Origin of the sequence: Pseudarthrobacter sp. GA104 (genome assembly GCF_009741265.1) — a bacterium.
Classification (GTDB): Bacteria; Actinomycetota; Actinomycetes; order Actinomycetales; family Micrococcaceae; genus Arthrobacter.
Genome location: NZ_WOWL01000001.1, coordinates 4,706,564 through 4,729,018 on the forward strand (window position 1 = coordinate 4,706,564; position 22,455 = coordinate 4,729,018).

General features: G+C 64.3%; 15 protein-coding genes. 11 read left to right on the plus strand and 4 right to left on the minus strand.

Going from position 1 to position 22,455, the window contains the following annotated elements:
• Positions 1-94: 94 nt before the first annotated feature.
• On the minus strand, positions 95-886 hold the full coding sequence (locus GK109_RS21575) for an IclR family transcriptional regulator (RefSeq protein WP_157242436.1): 792 nt from the start codon (positions 884-886) through the stop codon (positions 95-97).
• A gap of 142 nt (positions 887-1,028) precedes the next feature.
• Here GK109_RS21575 and GK109_RS21580 point away from each other — a divergent pair, with 142 nt between their 5' ends.
• The 5 genes from GK109_RS21580 (at position 1,029) to GK109_RS21600 (ending at position 7,130) form a co-directional block, all read left to right on the plus strand.
• Positions 1,029-1,874: an ABC transporter ATP-binding protein gene (locus tag GK109_RS21580; RefSeq protein ID WP_157242437.1), complete on the plus strand. Its 846-nt coding sequence runs from the start codon at positions 1,029-1,031 to the stop codon at positions 1,872-1,874.
• A 62-nt stretch (positions 1,875-1,936) separates the two neighbouring features.
• The gene (locus GK109_RS21585) at positions 1,937-2,734 is read left to right on the plus strand and encodes an ABC transporter permease (protein ID WP_197432532.1); all 798 of its coding nucleotides are present in this window, start codon (positions 1,937-1,939) and stop codon (positions 2,732-2,734) included.
• A 32-nt stretch (positions 2,735-2,766) separates the two neighbouring features.
• Positions 2,767-3,840, plus strand: coding sequence for an ABC transporter substrate-binding protein (locus GK109_RS21590; RefSeq protein ID WP_157242438.1), 1,074 nt, complete (start codon positions 2,767-2,769; stop codon positions 3,838-3,840).
• Between the two features lie 84 nt (positions 3,841-3,924).
• Positions 3,925-5,922 (plus strand): aconitate hydratase, encoded by a 1,998-nt coding sequence (locus GK109_RS21595; RefSeq protein ID WP_157242439.1) that lies wholly within the window; start codon positions 3,925-3,927, stop codon positions 5,920-5,922.
• Positions 5,919-7,130: an MFS transporter gene (locus GK109_RS21600; protein ID WP_157242440.1), complete on the plus strand. Its 1,212-nt coding sequence runs from the start codon at positions 5,919-5,921 to the stop codon at positions 7,128-7,130. The genes GK109_RS21595 and GK109_RS21600 overlap by 4 nt, the downstream gene beginning before the upstream one ends.
• Positions 7,131-7,134: 4 nt before the next feature.
• Here the strand turns inward: GK109_RS21600 and GK109_RS21605 are convergent, their stop codons facing one another.
• Positions 7,135-8,187 carry a tartrate dehydrogenase gene (locus GK109_RS21605; RefSeq protein ID WP_157242441.1) on the minus strand — a complete coding sequence of 351 codons (1,053 nt, stop codon included), beginning with the start codon at positions 8,185-8,187 and terminating at the stop codon, positions 7,135-7,137.
• Positions 8,188-8,623: 436 nt separating this feature from the next.
• Between GK109_RS21605 and GK109_RS21610 the strand changes: the two genes are divergently transcribed.
• Positions 8,624-10,774, plus strand: a complete 2,151-nt coding sequence (locus GK109_RS21610; RefSeq protein ID WP_157242442.1) for a glycogen debranching N-terminal domain-containing protein — start codon at positions 8,624-8,626, stop codon at positions 10,772-10,774.
• 159 nt (positions 10,775-10,933) lie between these two features.
• Here the strand turns inward: GK109_RS21610 and GK109_RS21615 are convergent, their stop codons facing one another.
• A complete protein-coding gene (locus GK109_RS21615; RefSeq protein ID WP_370460797.1) occupies positions 10,934-13,852 on the minus strand; it encodes an exo-alpha-sialidase in 2,919 nt (972 codons plus the stop codon).
• Between the two features lie 177 nt (positions 13,853-14,029).
• On the opposite strand from GK109_RS21615, the gene GK109_RS21620 reads away from it, so the two are divergent.
• Positions 14,030-15,721 (plus strand): exo-alpha-sialidase, encoded by a 1,692-nt coding sequence (locus GK109_RS21620; protein ID WP_370460752.1) that lies wholly within the window; start codon positions 14,030-14,032, stop codon positions 15,719-15,721.
• A gap of 52 nt (positions 15,722-15,773) precedes the next feature.
• Here the strand turns inward: GK109_RS21620 and GK109_RS21625 are convergent, their stop codons facing one another.
• Positions 15,774-16,676: a DUF4862 family protein gene (locus GK109_RS21625; protein ID WP_157242444.1), complete on the minus strand. Its 903-nt coding sequence runs from the start codon at positions 16,674-16,676 to the stop codon at positions 15,774-15,776.
• A 117-nt stretch (positions 16,677-16,793) separates the two neighbouring features.
• Here GK109_RS21625 and GK109_RS21630 point away from each other — a divergent pair, with 117 nt between their 5' ends.
• The 4 genes from GK109_RS21630 (at position 16,794) to GK109_RS21645 (ending at position 22,420) form a co-directional block, all read left to right on the plus strand.
• Positions 16,794-18,419, plus strand: coding sequence for an ABC transporter substrate-binding protein (locus tag GK109_RS21630; protein WP_157242445.1), 1,626 nt, complete (start codon positions 16,794-16,796; stop codon positions 18,417-18,419).
• A gap of 111 nt (positions 18,420-18,530) precedes the next feature.
• The gene (locus GK109_RS21635) at positions 18,531-19,487 is read left to right on the plus strand and encodes an ABC transporter permease (protein ID WP_157242446.1); all 957 of its coding nucleotides are present in this window, start codon (positions 18,531-18,533) and stop codon (positions 19,485-19,487) included.
• A 3-nt stretch (positions 19,488-19,490) separates the two neighbouring features.
• A complete protein-coding gene (locus tag GK109_RS21640; RefSeq protein ID WP_157242447.1) occupies positions 19,491-21,617 on the plus strand; it encodes a dipeptide/oligopeptide/nickel ABC transporter permease/ATP-binding protein in 2,127 nt (708 codons plus the stop codon).
• Positions 21,614-22,420: an ATP-binding cassette domain-containing protein gene (locus GK109_RS21645; RefSeq protein ID WP_157242448.1), complete on the plus strand. Its 807-nt coding sequence runs from the start codon at positions 21,614-21,616 to the stop codon at positions 22,418-22,420. Before GK109_RS21640 ends, GK109_RS21645 begins: the two co-directional genes overlap by 4 nt.
• The last annotated feature ends 35 nt before the right edge of the window (positions 22,421-22,455 follow it).

Below are 22,455 nucleotides of genomic sequence, written 5' to 3' on the forward strand. Positions count from 1 at the left end.
CCCAGTGGGCGCCGTACACACGGACGGAGGTTCATGAGCTCCCCGTCGTACAGGAACCAGTATGCACTCCTGTTCTCATATTGTGAATATAAAATCACGATATGGGCTCCACCTCGGAGGGAAGACTTCCGCCGATCAGCCGGGTACCTTCAGCTGCCGCGGCGATGACCGGCTCTATCCAGGAAGCACACACGTCGTAAGGCATCCTCATGGTGGGCCCCATGACGGTGAGTGCACCGTAGAGCTCAGCCTGCGGGCCGAAGATCGGAACAGACAAGCCGCTGGCCCCGGAAACCCGCTCCCCGGTGGTGATGGCAAAACCGTCCGCACGAGTCTTCGAGACGGCGGCATCAAGGCTTGCTGCGTCCGTGATGGTCTGGTCGGTGATGGACCGGAGCCCTGACCCGTAGACCCTCTCCGCCAGGTCGGGGTTCCAGGCGAGCAATACGCGGCCCGCCGAACCGGCGTGGAGCGGCATGATATCGCCGACCTCGACCGCCCTTCGAAGAACCCGTCGGGTCTCGGCCAACGCGACGCAAACCCTGCTTCCCTGCGATTCCCTGAAGATGCAGACCGTCTCGCCCAGCTCATCCCGCAATCGCCGTATTACCGGTGTCAGCAATTCCAGGAAGTCCAGGCCCTGCCGGGCGGGCGCCGCCCAGTGGGTCATACGCAACCCGACCCGGAATTGGTCATCACGCCGATCGAGCATTCCCTCATGCACCATATTCGCGACCAGGCGCTGCACCGTGGAGTGCGGCAACCCGGTCTCCGCGCGTATTTCGGCGAGGCTCAATTCTGGCCGCACCAGGGAGAAGGCATCAAGGATGGCCGTGATCTTCTTTAGCACCAGCAACGGGGCGGCGGCGTTTTCGGTTGCGCTCATGGCTCGATTCCAGGTTCCTTCTTCTCGGTCAGGGCGGGGTGGCGCCTATTTGAAGCCCCCTTGTAGTGTGACAGACGTTACTGTTAGCGTAGTGCCCACTATATGGCCAACAACTCACAATGTGGTTAGCGGGAGAATAGCAATGACGCAGCCCTCACAGCCTGAATCATCGAATTTTGCGGTTGAGCTCAACGGATGCACCAAGGAGTTTGCAACTCCCGGCGGTGGATCGTACTTCGCTGTCCGGGACATCGACCTCAAGGTGGAGCCCGGACGGTTTGTCTCCATCGTTGGGCCGACGGGATCGGGTAAGTCCACGATCCTCAACATGGCAGCGGGACTCCTGAATCCTTCCTCGGGCACTGTCCACAGCTTCGGTGAGCCCGTACACGGGGTGAACCGCCGCGCCTCCTACATGTTCCAGCAGGACGCCCTGCTGCCTTGGAAGTCGGTCATCGACAACGTCAGCCTCGGGCTCACCATGGCCGGGGTCTCCAAGGCCGAGGCCTACGACGAGTCACGCCGCTGGCTCGAGAAGGTGGGATTGAAGAACTTCGCTGACCGGTACCCCCACCAGCTCTCCGGCGGCATGCGCAAGCGCACCGCAGTCGCCCAGGCCTGGATCGTCAACCCCGACATCCTGCTGATGGACGAGCCTTTCTCCGCACTCGACGTACAGACCCGTCAGATCATGGAGAACGAACTCCTCCAGCTCTGGCAGGAATCGGACAAGGCCGTCGTGTTCATCACCCACGACCTGGACGAGGCAATTGCCCTGTCCGACGAGGTGGTCATCCTCGGGGCCGGGCCGGGAAGCACCGTCGTCGGCAGCTACGAGATCGACATCCCCCGCCCCCGTGACCTCCTGGACATCCGGGACGATCCCAAGTTCGTCGAGCTCCACAGAGAAATCTGGGGGCGCCTCAAGGTTGAGGTATCCAAGACCTACGAATCAGCGCGGGAAGAGGAAGAGAGCGACGCAGCATGACGGTGGCACCAGTTTCCAAGAAGACACAGCGCTTTCCCCTCCGGAAGGAGCGGGGTCCGGCCATGGTTGAGCGCCCCCGGCGCAAACGGGGTGAAGCGTCCAACTTCTCCATCCGGATGGGACAACTGGCCCTCGCCGTCATTGTCCTCGGTGCGTGGGAATTGTTGGGACGCGTTGGCGTTATCGACCCATTCTTCTTCCCCCTCCCCTCCGACATCCTGATGACGGTATGGGTCTGGATCTCCAGCGGCTTCGTCTTCCCGCACCTGTGGATCACCCTGCAGGAATCGATCCTCGCCTTCCTGACGGGCGCGGCGGCCGGCCTGGTCCTGGGCTTCCTCCTGGCGAGGGTCCGTTTCCTGGAGCGGCTCCTGGACCCGTTCCTGCAGATGTTCAATGCCCTTCCCCGCGTGGTGCTGGCCCCGATTTTCCTGCTGTGGTTCGGCCTGGGGATCTGGTCAAAGGTCGCCTTCGGTTTCACCTTGGTGTTCTTCATCGTCTTCTTCAACACCCTCGAGGGCGTCAAGAGCGTGGACCGGGTCCTCGTGGACAACGCACGCATGCTGGGGGCGTCGGAGAAGCAGCTCCTCCGCCACGTCTTCATCCCCAGCGCCCTGACCTGGATCTTCTCCAGCCTGCATATCAGCGTAGGTTTTGCCATCACCGGCGCAGTGGTGGGTGAATACCTCGGAGCTTCCGCCGGTGTGGGCTACGCCATAGCCCAGGCCCAGGGTGTCTTCGATACCAAGGGAGTCTTCGCCGGCATGTTCATCCTGATGTTCGTGGTCCTGATCATCGACCTCCTCGTCAACCGCCTCGAACGGCACCTCCTCAGGTGGCGCCCGGCCCGGTCCTCGTAACTATTACCATCACCGCCTGAAAGGGAACTCTCATGACCCAGAAAGAAACCCGGCGCCGTAGGCTCTTCCGCCCCCTGACCCTGCTTGCCTCCGTTGCCTTGGCTCTCTCCGCCTGCGGCGCCCCTTCGGCTGCACCTCCCGGCCAGGGCGGGACCGGTGCTGCCGGCGGCGGGGAAGGCACCAAGGTGATCATCGGCGTCGGCGGCCAGACTCTCCTGACCTACCTTCCCACCACGCTGGCCCAGGAACTGGGCTACTACAAGGAAGAGGGCCTGAACGTCGAACTCCAGGACCTGCAGGGCGGCTCGAAAGCGCTCACTGCGATGGTGGGCGGCAGCACAAATGTCACCAGCGGATACTACGAGCACACCATCCAGATGCAGGCCAAGAACCAGCCCATCAAGGCGTTCGTTGACATGGGCGAGTCGTCGGGGCTTGCCCTCATCGTGGCGCCCAAGAATGAGGGCCAGATCAAGTCCATTGCGGACCTCAAAGGCAAGAACGTCGGAGTGACCTCACCGGGGTCCTCCACCGACATGTTCGTAAAGTTCCTGCTCGCCAAGAGTGGCATGCAGCAGACAGATGCCGCAGTTTCAGCGATCGGCGCCGGGTCCTCTGCCGTTGCCGCCGTGGAGCAGAACCAGGTGGACGCCGCAGTGATGCTCGAACCTGACATCTCCGTACTCGCAAAGCGGATAGGCCACGATCCGGTGCTGCTGGAAGACGTCCGGACCGTGGAGGGTCTGAAGGAAGTATTCGACACCGACTCCTGGCCGTCCTCCTCCCTCTACGCCAAGACTGAATGGCTGGACAAGAACAAGGAAACCGCAGGCAAGCTCGCCAAGGCGATCAAGCGCACCCTCGAATTCATCGACGGCCACTCCGGCGAGGAGATTGCCGCGAAAATGCCTGAGAAGTTCGCCGGCGGAGACAAGCAGCTCTACGCCAAGGTCATTGAGGACCTGAAGAAGACGCTCAGCAAGGACGGATCCTTTACCGAGGACGGCGTTCAGGCGGTCCTGAAGACACAGCGGGTGGCCAACCCGGAGGTCGGGGATAAGGACATCAAGCTGGCGGACACCTACACGAACGAATTCCTGAAGTAGCACCAACCGGCAGAGGCACGCCATCCGCAAGAGATGGCGTGCCTCTGCCGCCATCACCGCCTTCCTGCTTGAGGAGAGCTCTGAATGCCCGAGACACTGACCCACAAAATCCTGGCCAGCCATCTCGCGTCCGGCGGCCTGACTCACGGCGCCGACATCACCATCGCCGTTGACCAGATCCTCATCGAGGACGCAACCGGAACCATGACCGCCATGCAGTTCGAAATGCTCGGCATGGACTCCGTCGCCGTGCCGCTGGCGGTCATGTACGTCGATCACAACGTCCTGCAGATCGATGAAAAGAACATGCAGGACCACCACTACCTCCGCACCTTCTCCGCCCGCTACGGGCTGCGCTACTCCCCCGCCGGGCACGGCATCTCCCACTACATCCACCTTGAGAAATTCTCCAGGCCGGGCCAGGTCCTGGTGGGCGCGGACTCCCACACCTCAACGGCGGGTGCCCTCGGCATGTTCGCCCTCGGCGCCGGCGGGCTGGAGGTCGCCGTGGCGATGGCGGGCTACGGGTTCGACTTTGTGTGCCCCGCCGTCGTGGGGGTGGAACTGACGGGCACGCTCGGACCCAATGCCGAAGGGAAGGACGTGGTGCTGGAGCTGCTGCGCCGCCATGGCGTGCGGGGCGGCCGCGGGAAGGTGTTCGAGTTCTACGGGGAGGGTGTGGCTTCCCTGTCAGTCTCGGCGCGCGCGACCATCTGCAACATGATCATCGAGACAGGTGCCGCCACAGCCATCTTTCCCTCCGATGACCAGACCCGCGCGTGGCTCCGGGCCCAGCGCCGAGAGGATCAGTTCGTCCCCCTGGCGGCCGACGCCGGCGCAGGCTACGACGACGACGAGCAGATTGATCTATCAAGCCTCGTTCCGCTCGTGGCGCTGCCGCACTCACCAGGCAACGTCCGTCCCGTGTCCGAACTGCCGCGCACTGAGGTGGTCCAGGTCTGCGTGGGTTCCTCTGTGAACAGTTCGTACGAGGACCTGGCCACTGTGGCTGCCATCCTCAAGGGACATACCGTCCATCCGTCCGTCCAGCTCACGGTGACGCCGGGATCACGCCAGATCCTGCAGACGATCATCGCCTCCGGCGTCTATGAGGATCTTATGGGGGCCGGGGCGCGGATGCTCGAGCCGGTATGCGGCCCCTGCGTGGGCATCGGGCAGGCACCTACGGAGGGTGCGCCGTCGTTGCGCACGTTCAACCGCAACTTCCCGGGCCGCAGCGGTACAGCCGAGGACTCCGTGTACCTGTGTTCGCCGTCGACCGCTGCTGCCAGCGCGCTGGAAGGCGCCATCGTCGATGCCTCCACCGTCAGCCGCGGCGAGCTCCGCCCTGCCACTCCTCCTCATCCGGAAGTCCATGACCTGCATATTGCCGGTGTCCTGCCCCTTGAGGCACGTCGCAACATCGAGATCGAGCGGGGCAGCAACCTCGTCCCGCCGCCACAGCCCACACCGCTGCCGGCTGACCTGGACGCCCGGGTGCTGATCGCCGTCGGTGATGACATCTCCACTGGTGACATGGCTCCCGACGGCGCCATCGCCATGTCTGTATGGTCCAACATCGCCGTCTGCGCGCGCTTCATGTTCCGCCGCCTGGACCCCGGTTTTCACGATCGCGCCCTCGAATGGGGCGGCGGAATCATTGCGGGCGGGGAAAACTACGGGCAGGGTTCGTCGCGGGAGCATGCCGCCCTGATCCCGTTGTACTTGGGGGTCCGGGTGGTCGCTGCCCGCAGCTACGCGCGGATCCATCGCCGCAACCTCATCGCCGCCGGCATCGTGCCGCTGATCTTGCCCTCCGACGCGCAAAGCTCAACCGGGCAGCGGTGGGTCATCGAAGGGCTTGCTGACGCCCTGGCCGATGGTCGCCGCTCCGTCACTGCCCGAGTGGACGGAGGCACCGAGTTGACGCTCGGGCTCGACTTCTCGCCGGCCGAACGTGCCGTCCTCACTGCCGACGGCCTGCTGGCCCAGGTGCGGACCGGCGGGCGCTCCATGCTGGCCGGCGACGCCGTCGTACAGGACAACGCGGCAGTCGTTTCGCAGAGCCGATCTCCACGGTGAGGCCAGCCGCCGTCGGCCCCGTTCGAACACCGGCGCGTCGACCGGGACAGCGCGCCACGGCCATCGCGGCGCTGACAACGGTGGTGGCGGTGCTGCCGGTCTTCCTCGTCGGCGGGCTGGCTGTCCAGCTTGAGCAGGACCTGGGCATGACGGCGTCAGCACTCGGAGTCGCGGTCTCCACCTTCTGGGCTGTCTCAGCACTGCTGTCCGCCCCGGCCGGGTATGTGGCGAGCGGACTGGGGCTCCGCCGCGGAGTCCCGCTCGCCGTCGGGCTGGGCTTTGTTGCACTGGCCGGCATCGCCTTTGTCACTCCGCACTGGGCGTGGCTGATCGTCTGGCTCAGTTTCGCCGGTACCGCAAACGCCCTGATCCACCCGCTGTCCAACGGCCTGATCGTGGACCAGGTGGCGGTACGCAACCGCGCCTTCTCGTTTGGCCTCAAGCAGGCCGCCATTCCGACGGCGACGCTCACCGCCGGCCTGTCCGTCCCGCTATTCGCTCTTACCGTGGGGTGGAACTGGACCTTTGCGCTGGCAGCACTGCTGGCGGCGGCCCTGATCCCGGCGCTGCTCCGCACCCTCCCACGCACTGCCCCGTTCCAAGGGCGCTCAGGTAAAGCCGCCAGGGAACCGCTCCCCCGGAGGCTGAAACCATTCCTTTTTGCCACCGCCGTGGCCAGTGCCCTGGGAGCCGGGCAGGCCAATGTAGTGGGTGCTTTCACTGTGACCATGGCTGTGCAGGCGGGATTCGATGCCGCCGGTGCGGGCCTATTGCTGGGCGCCGCCAGTGTGGCCGGGATTCTGGCCCGCCCGCTGGTGGGTATTGCCGCGGACCGGGGGATCGGCGGCTCGATGGCCACGGTGGCCCTGATGATGGGGGCCGGGAGCCTGGGGCTGCTCGGCATGGCGTCCGGTTTCCCGATCGCCTATGCAGCCGGAGCCGTCGTCGCGTTCGGTCTGGGCTGGGGCTGGAACGGCCTGGCCCATTACGTGGTCTCACGCACGGCGCATCCATTCACCATCCGGGCCACCGGGATCACTCAGAGCGGTACCTACATCGGCGGAACGCTGGGGCCGTTGCTGTTCGGGATCGTTTTCTCCCATTTCAGTCCCGCCGTTGGATGGACGCTTGCAGCGCTGGTCGCAGGTGCCGGGGCGGCTGCCTCGCTGGTCGCGTTCCGTTTGGAGAAGCGATTGCGCACCAGCTAGTTGGTTAGGACAGGCGCGACAGCACTTCGGCGGCGAACTCCACGGTGGTGGCGGTGCCCTTCAGGTCCGGCGTCGCAGTGCCGTCCGCGAGCGTTCCCTCAAAGGCAGAGGTCAGGGACCGGGCGGCCTCCGCCTCACCGAGATGGTCGAGCATCATTGCAGCGGCCCACAGAGCGCCCACCGGGTTGGCGATACCCTTGCCCGCAATATCCGGAGCAGAGCCGTGCACGGGCTCGAACATCGACGGGTGCCGCCGCTCCGGGTTGAGGTTGGCGCTGGGTGCAATGCCGATGGACCCGGCAATACCAGCTACCAGGTCCGAAAGAATGTCCCCGAACAGGTTCGACGCAACGATGGTCCGGATACTCGTCGGCTTCATCACCAGCCGTGCCGCCAGCGCATCAATGAGCACCTTTTCGACGACGACGCCGGGGAACGCCGTGATTGTCTCCGCCACCACCTCATCCCAGAACGGCATGGTGTGGATGATGCCGTTGGACTTTGTTGCGGAGACGAGCCGGCCGCCGCGTTCGGTGGCGACGTTAGCGGCATAGCGCGCCGCCCGGGCGATACCGCGCCTGGTGAAGACGCTCTCCTGAACCGCGAACTCGCCTTCGGTTCCGGCGCCGAACCTTCCTCCGATCTGGGAATACTCGCCTTCAACGTTCTCCCGTACCACCACGATGTCCAGGTCCTCGATGCCGGGCATGGCGCCGACGATGCCGGGCAGCAACCGCATGGGCCGGAGGTTGATGTACTGGTCGAACTCCCGGCGGATAGGGATGAGGAGCCCCCAAAGGGTGACATCGTCGGGCACGTCCGGTGTCCCGACGGCTCCCAGGTAGATGCCATCACCGCTGCTCAGCTGCTCTATTCCGTCAACAGGCATCATGCGGCCCGCCTTGCGGTAAAAGTGGCTGTTCCAGTCCCGGACCCGCCACTGGACGTCGAAGCCGTACATTCCGGCGACGGCGTCGACGCACTGCATCGCGACGTCGGTGACATCCACGCCAATGCCGTCGCCGGGAATCGCATCGATGACATAACGGCGGCTCATGCGCATCCAATCGTTCGTGGTGTTTAAAGAGCATATGCGGAGGGCCAGGCGCTCCGCCCCAACGAATCACGGCCCGGTTCAAATTAAGGGGCCGGCAATGCCACAAACCTCCGCTTGTGTCCTCCGCCCGGTAGCACGAGGATGGCGCTTGCCACCGGAGCGCGCCCCGACGCCGTCTCACGCACGGGACAAGACCGGATTGCTGAACACTCCAAACGAGTCATGGCAGCTGCCCTTTCCGTTTCCGCCCGCCTCGGGCATCGCCCTCTGGCGCATGTGGGCCGGTTCTCGCATTGACGGCTCACGCCTGAATTCCCGTTTGGGGCTCTGGCGGCCAAAGGGCAGCAGGCGTAGCGTCGATCACAAGGGCAGCCGGGCCGGTGGGCAAGGCCTGTTGGCCAGTCCGGCAGCATGGGGTTTTCCCAAGGAGGCAGGCATGGCAGGGTGGAACGCCGACACGGCGGCCGGGCCCTTAGGGGCTGGAACAGTCACATTAGTGGAGGGCTCGTCCTTCTGTATCTCCATGCCGAATGGAGACATCCATCCGGAGCATCCCCACGGCCTTTTCGTCCAGGACACCCGGTATGTTTCCACGTGGGCCCTGACGGTTAATGGGCAGCCGCTGGAGCCGCTCGCGGCCGAGGTAAAGGAGCCCTACCGTGCCCTTTTCGCAGGACGCGTCCCGCGTTCTGATGGTTATGCGGACAGTCCCCTTATTATCGAACGGCTGCGCGAAGTGGGTGCGGGCATCCGGGAACAACTCACGGTCCGGAATTTTTCCCTGATACCCATGGAATGCGTCATCCAGCTGGTGGTTGGGTCGGACTTTGCCGATTTGTTTGAGGTCAAGGAAGCCAGGAACCAGAGGCAATGGGAGGAGCACCGGCGCGCTGACGTTGGAGTGCTGAGAATCCACGGCCGGTGGAGGGACGTCGAAAAGGACATCGTCATCAATGCTCCCGATGCTGACGTGACCACCGACGCCATTACCTGCCGGGTCATAATCCAGCCAAGGTCGGAATGGTCCACGACTGTCATCGCCGTGCCGGCCACGGGAAAGGCCGGCCAGCCAGCCTTCAGCCACACGGGCGGGGAGTTGTCTCCCAGCGATCGGCGCCACCGGGAATGGGTAGCCAGAATCCCGATGCTGCGGATGGGAAATCCCGCAATCGAACGGACCCTCCAGCGCAGCTACGACGACCTGGGAGCGCTGCGAATCGAGGACCCAGACCATCCGGACCGCGTGGTGGTGGCCGCCGGAGCGCCCTGGTTCATGACCATTTTCGGCCGAGATTCGCTCTGGGCCTCTGAAATGGCGCTTCCGGTGGACCCCTCCCTGGCGCTGGGCACGCTGCAGACATTGGCCGACCGCCAGGGAACCGTCGTTGATCCCGTCAGCGAAGAGGAACCTGGCAAAATCCTCCACGAAGTAAGGCTCGATGTCTCAAGCGGGCTCTCCCTGGGCGGAAAATCCACCTACTACGGCAGCGTGGACGCCACCCCTTTGTTCGTTGACGTCCTGGGGGCCGTCAGCCGCTGGGGATTTGCCAAGGAAACCATCAACGCATTGCTGCCCCATGCGGACCGGGCACTGGAATGGATCCGCGACTACGGCGACAAAGACGGCGACGGTTTCGTCGAATACCAGCGGCTCAACCCCAATGGCCTGATCAACCAAGGGTGGAAAGACTCGTGGGACGGCATAAATTTCGCCGACGGGCGGCTGGCGGAGCCGCCTATCGCGCTCTGCGAAGTCCAGGCCTATGTCTTCGCTGCATACTTGGCCCGGGCATGGATGGCATACGACGCTGGCGACTATGAGGTCGGAGACACTTACGCTGACCGCGCAGCCGTCCTGAAGAAGCGGTTCAACGAGGAGTTTTGGATACCCGAACGCGGCTACTACGCCGTCGCCCTCGACGGGAAAAAGCAAAAAGTCGACGCATGTGCCTCCAACATGGGCCATTGCCTGTGGTTGGGACTAGTGGACGAGGACAAGGCCGCGCAGGTGGCCGGGCACCTGATGTCCCCGGAGATGTTCAGTGGCTGGGGTATCCGCACGCTCGCAAGCGACATGGGCGCCTATAACCCCGCCAGCTACCACAACGGTTCCGTGTGGCCGCACGACAACGCGATCATCCAGGCGGGCCTGGTCCGGTACGGGTTCGTGGAGGAGGCACAGCGGATCTCCACGGCGCTCCTGGAAGCTGCCGACTTTTCCGGCGGCCGATTGCCGGAACTTTTCTGCGGGTTCAGCCGCGACCAGTTCACCGAACCCGTCCCCTATCCCACCGCGTGCTCGCCCCAGGCATGGGCAGCGACCTCACCGATCCTGCTGCTAACCAGCCTGATGCGCTACGACGCCCACGTCTCCCGCGGCGGAGTCTGGCTGGACCCCGTACTGCCGAAATCCTACGGCGACCTTCAGATCACCAACGCGCCGCTGGGCAGCAACCACGTCACCATCAACATCACAAACGCAGTCCCCAGCATGGAGGGCCTACCCGAAGGAATAACCTTCCACCGAGGGCACCGTCCCTGGATCACCGAGCTCGTAGAACAAGCCAGCCGAGACCGCAGAACCTGACGAATAGGGCCAGGAGGATCGACAATCCGGCTACATTTCCAGCCGAAGGTCCGGGTTGTTGTGTCGGTTGTCCCATCTTTTCTCATCGTTCTGGACAGGAACGGCCGGCGTGACCGCCGGCCGTTCCTGTCCACTCTGTTCTCCTTGAATTCTGGCCGGTTATCCCTTCGGGGTCACCTGCAGCCTGTCAAAGGAGGCCTGTTTGCCGTCCTGGTCGAGGACCACGACGTCGTCGCGTCCGTTCTGGACGTCAGCCGGCAGGATGAACTCCACAGTGTTGTGAGTGGTGGGGAAGAACCAACCGATGCGCTGGCTGTGCTTGTTGAGGTAGACGTAGTACCACTGGCCGTATTCGAGGCCGTTGAGGACCACTTTCTGGCCGTTGCGGTATTTCTCCGCGGTGCCCAGATCGAACGGCGGAAGCTGTTCCTCAAGGTCCTGCACGGTCAGCGCCGGAACGGTTTCCGGGCGCGCCGGCTGCAGGTCCAGGACGGTTTCGCCGCCGGCCAGCATTGCGGAGATCTGCTGTGCACCGTTGGCGGCGGTGACCTCGAACTCCACAGCCCCCAGCCGTCCGGCGGCGATGTCGGCAGCGGTCAGGACGTAGTCGCGGGTTGTCGTTACGGTGGCGCCCACCCCCAGGCCCGGTTCGTGGATGGCAGCGTCGGGGGCACTCAGTTCCGTCAGGGAGACATTTCCGGCGTTGCCCAGGGTGTAGGTGTAGGTGACGGTGTCGCCTGCAGAGGCATACCGGTCCCCGTCGGTGTCCTTCCACTCCGTTGCTACGGTGCCCTCAAGCCGTGCATCACGGACCTTGAGGTCCACTTCCCCGCCATCAACGGCGTAGGTCCGCGCAGACTGGCCGGAAGAACTGACCTCCCACGTGGTGGCCGGAACAAAGAAGCCCTGCTCGGCTTCCGCCGCGGTGACTTCATGCCGCGGCGTGGTGCAGGCGTAGCTCTGGCCGGCGGGCAGCACACCGTAGCGGCAGTTGCCGGGGCCTTCAGGGACAAAGGGGCTGAAATTTCCGGCCGTGGGAACGACCTTCTCCGTCAGCGGGCTGGTGTTGGTCACATTGAATGTGTAGGGAAAGGCTTCCCCGGCGGTGTAGGGCTGGGTGGCCAGGTCACGGCCGGCATCGTTCCGGGTGCCGCTGATGTCCGCTGCAACCAGTCCGTCCCGTAACGCAACGGCCGCACCGGTAAACGTGACTGTCTTGGTGAGGGATGGCGTCGAGCTGGCCGTGATGGTGAAGCTCGCCTGGGGAACAAAGTAGCCGCGTGCGATGTCCTCGGCCGTCAGCGTGTGCTTTGCCGTGGTGCAGTTGTAGCTTGAACCGGCGGCAAGGTTGTTGTACCGGCAGTTCGGAGCCGACGGCGGAAGGAAGCCGGCGTCGAAGGTGCCGGATACGGGCACCGAGTTCGCCGTGACGTTGGCCGTGCTCCTGACGTTGAACGAGTAGCCCAGCGCCTCGCCCTCACGGTAAGGGTTGGCGATGACGTCCCTGGCAGGTGCGGATCCTGCGACGGAGAGGCCTACCTGCGGCGCCACCGGAACGGTGGCCGTGAAGGTGTGCTGCGAGACCCGGCCGTCCGACGTCGTAAAGGCCGCGTTGAGGTTTTGCGGACCGCTGGCGCTGGTTGAGGCGGTCAGGTCGACGTTGACGGTCACCGAGGCGCCGGGCGCGACGTCGGGCACGGGAACCGTGGCGGCGGACCAGCCGCTGGGGGTGTAGACCGTGGCGTTCGCGCCCGAGAGCGTGGCGGCTTCCTGGTTGGTGATGGTGACAGGGACCTGCTGGGTGGCACCGGGTGCGGTGGTGACAGCCGGCACTGACAGCGGAGCGCAGGCGTAGTTCAACCACGCGTCGTCGAACCTGGAGAACGTGATGTTGTCCGTGTAGTTGCCCTCGTAAAGGACCCCGAACTGCCCGTCTTCCAGCCGGGTCACGGTGGAATAGGCGGAGAAGCCCGGACGGATGGTGCGGACCCCCGGCCAGGTCGCTCCGTCGTCACACGAAATCCTTGCCGATACGTTCTCCCGGCCGGTCTTGGAATTGGAGTTGGTGAAGATCAGTTTCCTGGCCTCAGCGGATCCTTCCGCTGCCGCAGGATACATCCGGGCGATGGCTCCGTTGTTGGCCGGGTCCGGAAGTTCCGTGTCCTGCGTTACCGGGCCGTAAGTGGCGCCCCCGTCGGTGGAGATCGCCACCTTGCGGTAGCCCTGGTTGGCGTTGTCGCGGGAGTTCAAGAGGACCCGGCCGTCCGAAAGTTCCACGGTTTTGTTTTCATCCATGCGGTCACCCACGTTGGCACCCTTGTGCCAGGTGGCCCCGTGGTCATCCGAGAAGACGCTGTAGGCCTGGATCTTATTGGTGCCGTCAGCTTGCCTGACATCCCCGGCGTACTGCTGGATCAGGCGGCCCTTGTACTGGCCGTACTTGAGCTGGATCCCCTCGCCGGAAGACGCAAAGTTGGATCGGATGTCACCTGCTGCGGGGTTCGTCTTGTTGGTGCCCGGCTTCGTGACGCTGGTAATCAGCCGCGGTTGGCTCCAGGTGACGCCGCCGTCGGAGGACTCGATCACGGCGGAGGATATGACAGTGCGGTCGGCATCGTCGTTTCCGTACTGGCTGCCGAAGAAGCCCTGGTCCTTGGAGTAGACGAAGAAGGTGAACACCTTGCCGGTCTCGGCATCAAAAATGTAGGAGGGGTCACTGTAGCCGTACTTGGGGGTGGTGGCATTGCCGGTGTGGCCCGCAGCGATGACCTGCACGGGACCCCAGGTGCGGCCGCCGTCGGTGCTGCGCCGCTGCACGATCGAGTTGGGGTTCGGGGCGTCGGCGGCGCTTCCCGGCCTGCCGTCCCAGGAGGCCAGGACAACACCGTTTCCCAGGTATGTCATGGCCGGGATCCGGTAGAAGAAGTTGCTGGCGGTCCGGTCTGCCGCCAGGTTCATTTCCGAAAAGGTCCCGGGAGGTGCCATGGGGCTGTTCGGCGGGATGGGGGCGGCTCCGGCAGGAACGGCTCCGGCCAGCAGGGCAAGGGCCAAGGCCGCTGTTCCTGCACTCCTTCCCACCACTGCTGCGCGTCTGGTTCTTCTTTTGGTGGAACCCAAATTAGATGTCCTTTCGGGGTGCCCGCTGCATTTGCGGGCCTGGTGAGGTGACCGTCGGGAGAGGCAAAAATCTACACCTTCTACATACGACGTCCTACCACCGTATAGTGGTCGGCTTCACATTGCTAGACTTAAGGGGTGACGTCCTACATCTTCCCTCATGTCCCCCGACTCCCAGATGCCGTCCCGGCCGTGGAGCACGTCCTCGCCACCCGCGGCACCGGCGGCTACCGGCAGTACCGCATCCCGGCCCTCGCCGTCACCGCACAAGGAACCCTGCTGGCCGCCTACGATGGCCGGCCCAACCTTGATGACCTGCCAAGCCCCATTGACCTGCTGCTCCGCCGCAGCACGGACAGCGGCCGCACATGGGGCAAGCAGGCCGTGGTCCGCACGGGAAAAGGCCTCGAGGGTTTCGGGGATCCGAGCCTGCTGGTGGACATGGAAACGCAGCGCATCTTTCTCTTCCATGCGGCGGGCACCCGGGCGGGATTCTTCGAAGCCACCGCGGGCCACGATCCGGACGATGAGTACGTCCAGCACTGCGATCTCAGCTTCTCCGACGACGACGGCCTGACCTGGCAGCACCGCAGGATCACCAGCCAACTGAAGAACAGTACTGACCGCCCGGTCACGGGAATCTTTGCTGCTGCCGGCCAGGGCATCCAAATCCATTCAGGGCCTTTTGCGGGCCGGCTGGTGCAGCAGTTCGTTGTCCTCTGCGAGGGCACCATCATGGCCGCCTCCGCGTACAGCGATGACCACGGAGACTCCTGGACCCTCGGCCAGCCTGTTGGTGAGTGTACGCACGGCTTCAGCCCCAACGAAAACAAGGTGGTTGCACTGGCGGACGGCCGCCTCCTGCTGCACAGCCGCGGCACGCCGCGCCGCCTGGCAGCAACATCAGACGACGGCGGGGCCACCTGGAGTGCGCTTAGTCCCGTTGAGGAGCTTCCGGATCCGAGCGACAACGGTTCCCTTGTCCGTTTCGACGGCCTGCCCAATGTGGCCGGCCGGGCGGACGGCGCCACCGACTCGTGGCTGCTGGCCACCAACAACCACGACACGGCCCTGCGGCGGAACACTGTACTCAGCCTGTCGCCGGACAACGGCCGCACCTGGCCAACGAAACTGGTCCTGTGCCCGGGAAGCTCCGCGTACTCGACGGCAGCGCGTCTCCCCGACGGCAATATCGGCGTCCTGTATGAGCGGCAGGGTTACCGGGAGATCGTATTCGCCTCCGTGCCGCCGGAGCAGCTCACGCAACAACATGCTGCGCCTCCCGAGATTTCGCCCTGGGAGGAACCTGGACTGGTATTCGATATGGAACTCCGTTCCATCACCCCCGGACGCCCGGCAGCCTGGCTCAACGCGGGTGATTTCCACGTCATGCCTGCCAATACGGGAGGCTGGAACGTCCATACCTGGAAGGAGATCGGCCAGGGCTACTCCGACGAATCAGCGCAAGTTATCGGCACCCGGGAGGCACAGGACCTGAACTACGGCCCTGTCACACCCGGTTACAGGGCCGGTGACATCCTGGCTTTCACCGGCAGGGCACGCAATCGCGGCACTCTCCCAGTGACCGAGATGCGCCTGGACGGCCCGGGCGCGGATGCGTTCCCCGCTGCGGATCTCCTGCCCGGGGCGGAAGCGCTCTACTTCACTCCCACGCACACCGTGACCGAAGCCGAGGTAGAGCGAGGGTCCGTAGAAGTGGCGTACACGGTCGAGGGAGTCGTGGGCGGTTCCCGCCACCGCACGTCCCAGACCTTTCATTTCGATACTGCAACAGGGGCGGTCCGCGTCGAACACAGGCCTTGGTCGTGACCGGCTTCGGGCCGGACCGTCACTGATCTGCAGTTACGGCACTCCATCCCGGTCAGATCGGCCCCTCCACCAGATCGCACATCTGCCGCAGGCGCCCTGCCCGGTCGCCGGCCGACAGGCCATGCTGGGGAAGCCCGATCTTGAAGCCTGAGATGGCTACCGGCCCCGCCGCCGCCAGGCAGCGCTGGACCTCGGCGCGGTTCAGCAGCGAGCTCGGCGGGGCACCATCAACCTCAAGAGCAGGGAGGTGGGCATCAATCCATGGGTATCCGAACTCTGTTGGCTCCGGGGAGCATCCGGAAAACATAATCCCCGCGAGGACGCCTGCTTCCCGGGCAAGCAGCAAATGCTCAACTGCGGTGCCGGTGTCCCCTGATTCAATGACCGACCGCGCCCAATTGACCAGGACTCCAACCTGATCCCACCCCTGGCCCTGGAGCGAGGCGACGACATTGACCTCCTCAGCGAATGTCAGAAAGCCCTTCTCCGGCCTACTCCCCTGCCGCGGAGCGTCGCAGTGCTCCACGAGCACACGCGTGCTGCCCCATTCCCAGTCGAGTACTTCCTTGAGGGACTCCTCAAACAAGCGGGACGAGGAATGCAGTGGCGGCGCAGAGTGCAGCTCAATTGCCTCCACCTTGTGCCCCTCGCCCGCGAGGCGGGAGGCATAATCCCGCACGCCTGAAACAAACTGCAGCGCCGCCCTCCGCCCTTCATCGTCCCTGGAGGCCAAGCCGAAAGTGGGGGCCTGGCTCACTCGCTTCATGGTGCCGGGAATTGCAGTCACTACGGCCGACCACCCCTCGGGAGCCCCCGCAGGCCACGGACTTCCGCCATGGGGGCCGTAGGGCAGCTCCAATCCCCGGATTGAAGGGATACAGCCCAACTCCTGGTAGAAGCGCTGCGGCAGGTCTTCCGGCTGGGCAGGATAGGCGCCAACGATGAGGGACGACATTTGGACTCCGTTGTGGATGGCGAACGCACTTGACGATGCGCTGTGATGGGACTTACAGTTTTATCACGAGCTCGGACGTCCTACATCCGATAAACCCTCTGGAATCGCGAGGCCCACATGAACATCTCCTCCAAGAACCTGCCGCTGGTCAATGACGCCAGCCGCCGGAACTTCCTCAAGCTGACTGGCGCCATGGGCGTCGCCGCGGCTTTCACCGCTTCAGTGGCTGCGTGCGGCAGCCCGGCAGCCACAACCACCGGCGGAGGCGCCGCAAGCGCCGCCGCGATCAACAAGGACCTCATCATTGAGGCGGGCATCTCCTACGCACTCTCCACCGGTTTTGATCCCCTGAGTTCCTCCGGAGCCACGCCCATGGCCGCGAACCTGCACATCTTTGAAGGCCTCGTGGAGCTGCATCCGGCCACCCGCGAGCCGTATAACGCCCTGGCAGCCGCGGACCCCAAGAAGGTCAACGACACCACGTACCAGGTGACCATCCGCGATGGTGCCAAGTTCCACGACGGTTCGCCCGTCACCACCGAGGACGTCGCTTTCTCGTTCACCCGCGTCATGGACCCGGCAAACAAGTCCCTGTTCTCGCAGTTCATCCCGTTCATCCAGGACGTAAAGCCCGTCGACGCAAAGACGGTGGAGTTCACCCTGAAGTACGCCTTCCCCGGGTTCGGCCCCCGCATCTCCGTGGTGAAGATCGTCCCCAAGGCACTCGCCAGCGACCTGAAGGCCTTTGATGCCAAGCCGGTGGGCTCCGGTCCCTACAAGCTCATCTCCGCCGTCAAGGACGACAAGATCGTTTTCGAGGCGTTCGCCGACTATAACGGCCCCAAGCCTGCGCTGGCCAAGGGCATGACCTGGCACCTGCTCTCCGACGCCGCTGCCCGCGTCACCGCCGTGCAGTCCGGCCGTGTCCAGGCCATCGAGGACGTCCCCTACCTGGACGTGGAAGGACTCAAGTCCAAGGTCAAGGTTGAATCCGTCCAGTCCTTTGGCCTGATGTTCCTGATGTTCAACTGCGCAAAAGCCCCCTTCAACAACAAGCTCGTCCGCCAGGCGCTGCACTACGGGCTGGACAAAGACGCCATCATCAAGAAGGCCCTCTTCGGCAACGCCAAGCCGGCCAGTTCCTACTTCCAGGAAGGCCACCCGGACTACGTCAAGGCCAAGAACGTCTATGGCTACGATGCCGGTAAAGCTGAACAGCTGCTCAAGGAAGCCGGCGTCACCAGCCTTGAGTTCGAACTGCTCACCACGGACACCGCCTGGGTCAAGGATGTCGCGCCGCTGATCCTCGAGTCCTGGAACAAGATCCCGGGCGTGAAGGTCACAGTGAAGAGCATCCAGTCCGGCGCGCTGTACGCGGACCGCGTTGGCGCCGGTGACTACTCCGTCGTCGCGGCTCCGGGCGATCCGTCAGTCTTCGGTAATGACGCGGACCTGCTCCTGAGCTGGTTCTACTCGGGCGCTACCTGGATGGAAAAGCGTGCCTACTGGACCGCGCCTGAACGCGCCAAACTGCAGGAACTCATGAATAAGGGTTCGCAGGCAGCTGCGGCAGATGCCAAGAAGATCACCGGCGAAATTGTGGACCTCGTCTCAGAGGAACTTCCCCTCTACCCGATCTTCCACCGCCAACTGCCCAGTGCGTGGGACGACAAGAAGCTCAACGGCTTCAAGCCGCTGCCCACCACTGGCATGTCGTTCATCGACGTCGGCCGCACGTCCTAGGCAGCCCCTTGCGTTGCGAGGCCGGCCCCGCTCACCTGATCCCCTCGGGAGCACGCAGGGCAGGCCTCGCAACTTATTGAACTGCAGCATCCAAACACACCGGAGAATAAATTGGTCACGATATTGCGCCTGCTGGGCCGCAGGCTCGCAGCATTGCCATTGATGATCCTGGGCATCACCCTGCTGGTCTTCCTCGTACTGCAGGCCGCACCGGGAGATCAGGCAAGCTCGGCACTGGGCGAAGGCGCCAGCGAAGAAGCAAAGCAGCAGTACCGCCAGGAGAATGGGCTGGACGATCCGCTGGTCGTCCAATACTTCGCTTTCCTTGCAAAGCTGCTGCGATTCGACCTCGGGGTCACCACACCGCCCGCCAAGTCCGTGGCGTCGATGATCGGCTCAGCGTTCCCGCTCACGCTCCAGCTGACGTTCCTGGGCGTCATTATCGCGGTGGTCGTATCCCTGGTCTTCGGAATCCTCGGCGCACTTTACCGTGACAAGTGGCCGGACCAGCTGGTCCGGGTCTTCTCCATAGCCGCCATCGCCACACCGTCGTTCTGGCTGGGCATCCTGCTCATCCAGTGGTTCGCCTTGGGCTCCAGTCCCCTGTTCCCCTCAGGCGGAATTGCGACGCCGGAATCAGGTTTTGGCGGATGGCTGAACTCCATGGCCCTCCCGGCCCTCGCCCTCGGCATTCCCGTCTCGGCATCACTGATCCGCGTGGTCCGCACCTCAATGGTGGAGGAACTGGACCGGGACTACGTGCGCACAGCCATCGGCAACGGTGTTCCCTACCGCGAGGTGGTCTCCCGGAACGTGCTGCGCAATGCACTGGTGACTCCGGTGACCGTGCTGGGACTCCGCGTCGGCTACCTGCTGGGCGGCGCCGTCGTGATTGAAATGATTTTTGCCCTGCCCGGCATGGGCCAGCTCATCCTGAACGGCATCACCAACCTGGACGTCAACCTCGTCCAGGGCGTGGTGCTCACCATCTCCGTCACCTTCGTTCTGGTGAACATCGTGGTGGATCTCCTGTACTTGCTCATCAACCCCCGAATCAGGACGGTATAGCCCATGCGCAGCAAACTCGCTGAACGGCTGAGCGCCCCGGGCCTCCGGTTCAAAGCCCTGCCCTGGGGCTCCCGCATCGCCCTCCTCTTCCTCATCACGGTCGTCCTGGCCGCCATCCTCGCGCCGGTCCTCGCCCCGCACGATCCGCTTGAGACCTTCATCCCGGCCACCCCGCCCGGCGCCGAGCATTTCTTCGGCACCGACCGGCTGGGACGCGACATCTTTTCCCGCCTGCTCTTCGGCGCCCAGTCCTCGCTGCTGATCGGCCTCGGCGCCGTTGGCCTGGCCATCCTGGTGGGCGCCCTGCTGGGCTCCTTCGCAGCGACGTCCAGCAAGGCCGTGAACGAACTGATCATGCGCCTCATGGACATCCTGATGGCCTTCCCCGGCATCGCCCTGGCGGCGGTACTGCTGGCAGCGTTCGGCAACTCGGTTCCCACCATCATCATTGCGATCGCCATCATCTACACCCCGCAACTGGCACGGGTGGTCCGCGCCAACGTGCTGTCTCAGTACGGCGAGGACTACGTCCGCGCCGAACGCGTCATCGGCGCCGGCCGGTTCTACATCCTCCTCAAGCACATCGTCCGCAACACGGCCGCCCCCGTGCTGGTGTTCGCCACGGTCATGGTGGCCGACGCCATCATCCTCGAAGCGTCGCTCTCCTTCCTGGGCGCCGGCGTGCAGGACCCTGCGCCATCGTGGGGCAACGTGATCTCCTATGGACGCAACCTCGTCCTGTCCGGCGGCTGGTGGGCCACCACCTTCGCCGGTGCCACCATCCTGCTCACGGTTCTGTCGCTGAACATCCTCGCCGAGGGCCTTACCGACGCCATGGTGAACCCCAGGCTGCGCAAGGCCGTAGCCGTGACGGACGACGACGGATCGGCCGCGGCTATTGGCGCTGCAGTGGCGGTGGACACGGAAGTTGGCACGTCCGTGGCCCAGTCCTCCGTCGTGGAACAGCACGAGCTCGACGGCGTCCAGGCGGCTCCCGGCGGCGTCCTTACCGAGGAGGACTACAACCAGGCCGCCGTCCTGTCCGACCCGAAGCTTGCTGCGGCGAACCCGCACCTGCTGTTGGATAAGGAACTGGAACTGCTGGCCGCCATCGAAGCCAGGCGCACCGACAGGCTCCCCCAAGTGGAACCGGGCGCCCGCAACGTGCTGGAAGTGAAGAACCTGTCCATCCGTTTCCCGGCCCGCTTTGGTGACATCGCAATCGTGGACAACGTCTCGTTCACAGTCCGCGAAGGCGAGACCATGGGCCTGGTGGGCGAGTCGGGCTGCGGCAAGTCCATCACGTCCCTGGCGGTCATGGGGCTTCTGCCCAAAACAGCAGAGGTCACCGGGTCCATCAAATTCGACGGCAAGGAACTCCTGGATCCGGCCACGAAGCACAGCAGCATCAAGGCCTACGAAGGCCTCCGTGGTGAACAGATCGCCATGGTCTACCAGGACGCCCTGAGCTCCCTCAACCCGTCCATGAAGATCAAGGACCAGATGGAGCAGCTGACCAGGCGCGGCGGCCGCAAGACCCCCGCCGAGCTGCTGGAAATGGTCAAGCTCGATCCGGTACGTACCCTGGCCAGCTACCCGCACGAGCTTTCCGGCGGGCAGCGCCAGCGCGTGCTGATCGCCATGGCCCTGTCGCGCTCCCCCAAGATCGTGGTGGCCGATGAACCCACCACCGCCCTGGATGTGACCGTCCAGAAACAGGTGGTCGACCTGCTCAACGAGCTGCGCGAGCAGCTCGGATTCGCCATGGTGTTCGTCAGCCACGACCTCGCCCTGGTGGCGTCCCTGGCGCACCGGATCACCGTGATGTACGCCGGCCAGGTGGTGGAATCCGCCCAGGCATCCGAGCTTTTGCGCAATCCCAAACATGAGTACACCCGCGGCCTGCTCGGCGCTGTCCTCTCCATTGAGGCCGACGCCGTCCGCCTGCACCAGATCCCCGGCACCGTTCCCTCACCGCGCGACTTCGCACCGGGCGACCGCTTCGCGCCGCGTTCCCTGCGGTCCGACGCCGATCCCGACCAGAAGCTGGTCCTGACCCCGGTTGGAGCCGCGGCCGGCGGCGATGCCGACCACTACTGGGCAAGCCACCTGAAGGAGGATGCGAAATGAGTGAATCAACCGGCAAGCCGGTCATCGAACTCAAGGACGTCAAGGTCTACCACCAGGCGCGGGGCGGCAAACTCTTCCGCCCCAACATAGTCAAAGCAGTGGACGGCGTGGACTTCACCATCAGCCGCGGCGAAACCGTGGGTATCGTCGGTGAGTCCGGCTGTGGCAAGTCCACGCTTGCGTCAGTGCTCGTGGGGCTCCAGCCCCCGACGTCGGGCCAGGTGCTGTTCCACGGCAAGCCCGCCATCAAGCGGAACGCCGCACTTCGCAAGGAATTCGGCCGGTCGGTGTCCGTGGTCTTCCAGGATCCGGCCACAGCACTGAACCCGCGCATGACGGTCCAGGACATCCTCACTGATCCCTTGCAGATCCACGGGATCGGTACCGCCGCTTCCCGTGCAGCGAAGGTCAAGGAACTGTTGTCGCTGGTGGGACTGCCGCAGTCCGCAGCCGAGGTGACGCCGTCGCAGGTCTCGGGCGGCCAGCGGCAGCGCGTGGCGATCGCCCGGGCACTGGCGCTGGACCCGGACATCATTGTGGCCGATGAGCCCACCTCGGCACTCGACGTGTCCGTCCGTGCCCAGGTGCTGAACCTGCTCTCTGACCTGAAGACCGAACTGAACCTCGGCATGGTGTTCATCTCGCACGACATCCAGACCGTCCGGTATGTCTCCGACCGCATCTGCGTCATGTACTTCGGCAAGATCGTCGAGCAAGGCAGCGCAGCCCAGGTGTTCGACAACCCGACTAACGACTACACCAAGAAGCTTTTGGGCGCTGCCCCGAGCCTTCTCCACATCTAGATCCCCCCATCAGCACCAATCATCGGAGAACCTAC

Excerpts from the sequence above, each read along its gene's own strand:
- GK109_RS21575 (WP_157242436.1), bottom strand. The coding sequence starts at position 886 with ATGAGCGCAACCGAAAACGCCGCCGCCCCGTTGCTGGTGCTAAAGAAG.
- GK109_RS21580 (WP_157242437.1), top strand. The coding sequence starts at position 1,029 with ATGACGCAGCCCTCACAGCCTGAATCATCGAATTTTGCGGTTGAGCTC.
- GK109_RS21585 (WP_197432532.1), top strand. The coding sequence starts at position 1,937 with ATGGTTGAGCGCCCCCGGCGCAAACGGGGTGAAGCGTCCAACTTCTCC.
- GK109_RS21590 (WP_157242438.1), top strand. The coding sequence starts at position 2,767 with ATGACCCAGAAAGAAACCCGGCGCCGTAGGCTCTTCCGCCCCCTGACC.
- GK109_RS21595 (WP_157242439.1), top strand. The coding sequence starts at position 3,925 with ATGCCCGAGACACTGACCCACAAAATCCTGGCCAGCCATCTCGCGTCC.
- GK109_RS21605 (WP_157242441.1), bottom strand. The coding sequence starts at position 8,187 with ATGAGCCGCCGTTATGTCATCGATGCGATTCCCGGCGACGGCATTGGC.
- GK109_RS21610 (WP_157242442.1), top strand. The coding sequence starts at position 8,624 with ATGGCAGGGTGGAACGCCGACACGGCGGCCGGGCCCTTAGGGGCTGGA.
- GK109_RS21625 (WP_157242444.1), bottom strand. The coding sequence starts at position 16,676 with ATGTCGTCCCTCATCGTTGGCGCCTATCCTGCCCAGCCGGAAGACCTG.
- GK109_RS21630 (WP_157242445.1), top strand. The coding sequence starts at position 16,794 with ATGAACATCTCCTCCAAGAACCTGCCGCTGGTCAATGACGCCAGCCGC.
- GK109_RS21640 (WP_157242447.1), top strand. The coding sequence starts at position 19,491 with ATGCGCAGCAAACTCGCTGAACGGCTGAGCGCCCCGGGCCTCCGGTTC.
- GK109_RS21645 (WP_157242448.1), top strand. The coding sequence starts at position 21,614 with ATGAGTGAATCAACCGGCAAGCCGGTCATCGAACTCAAGGACGTCAAG.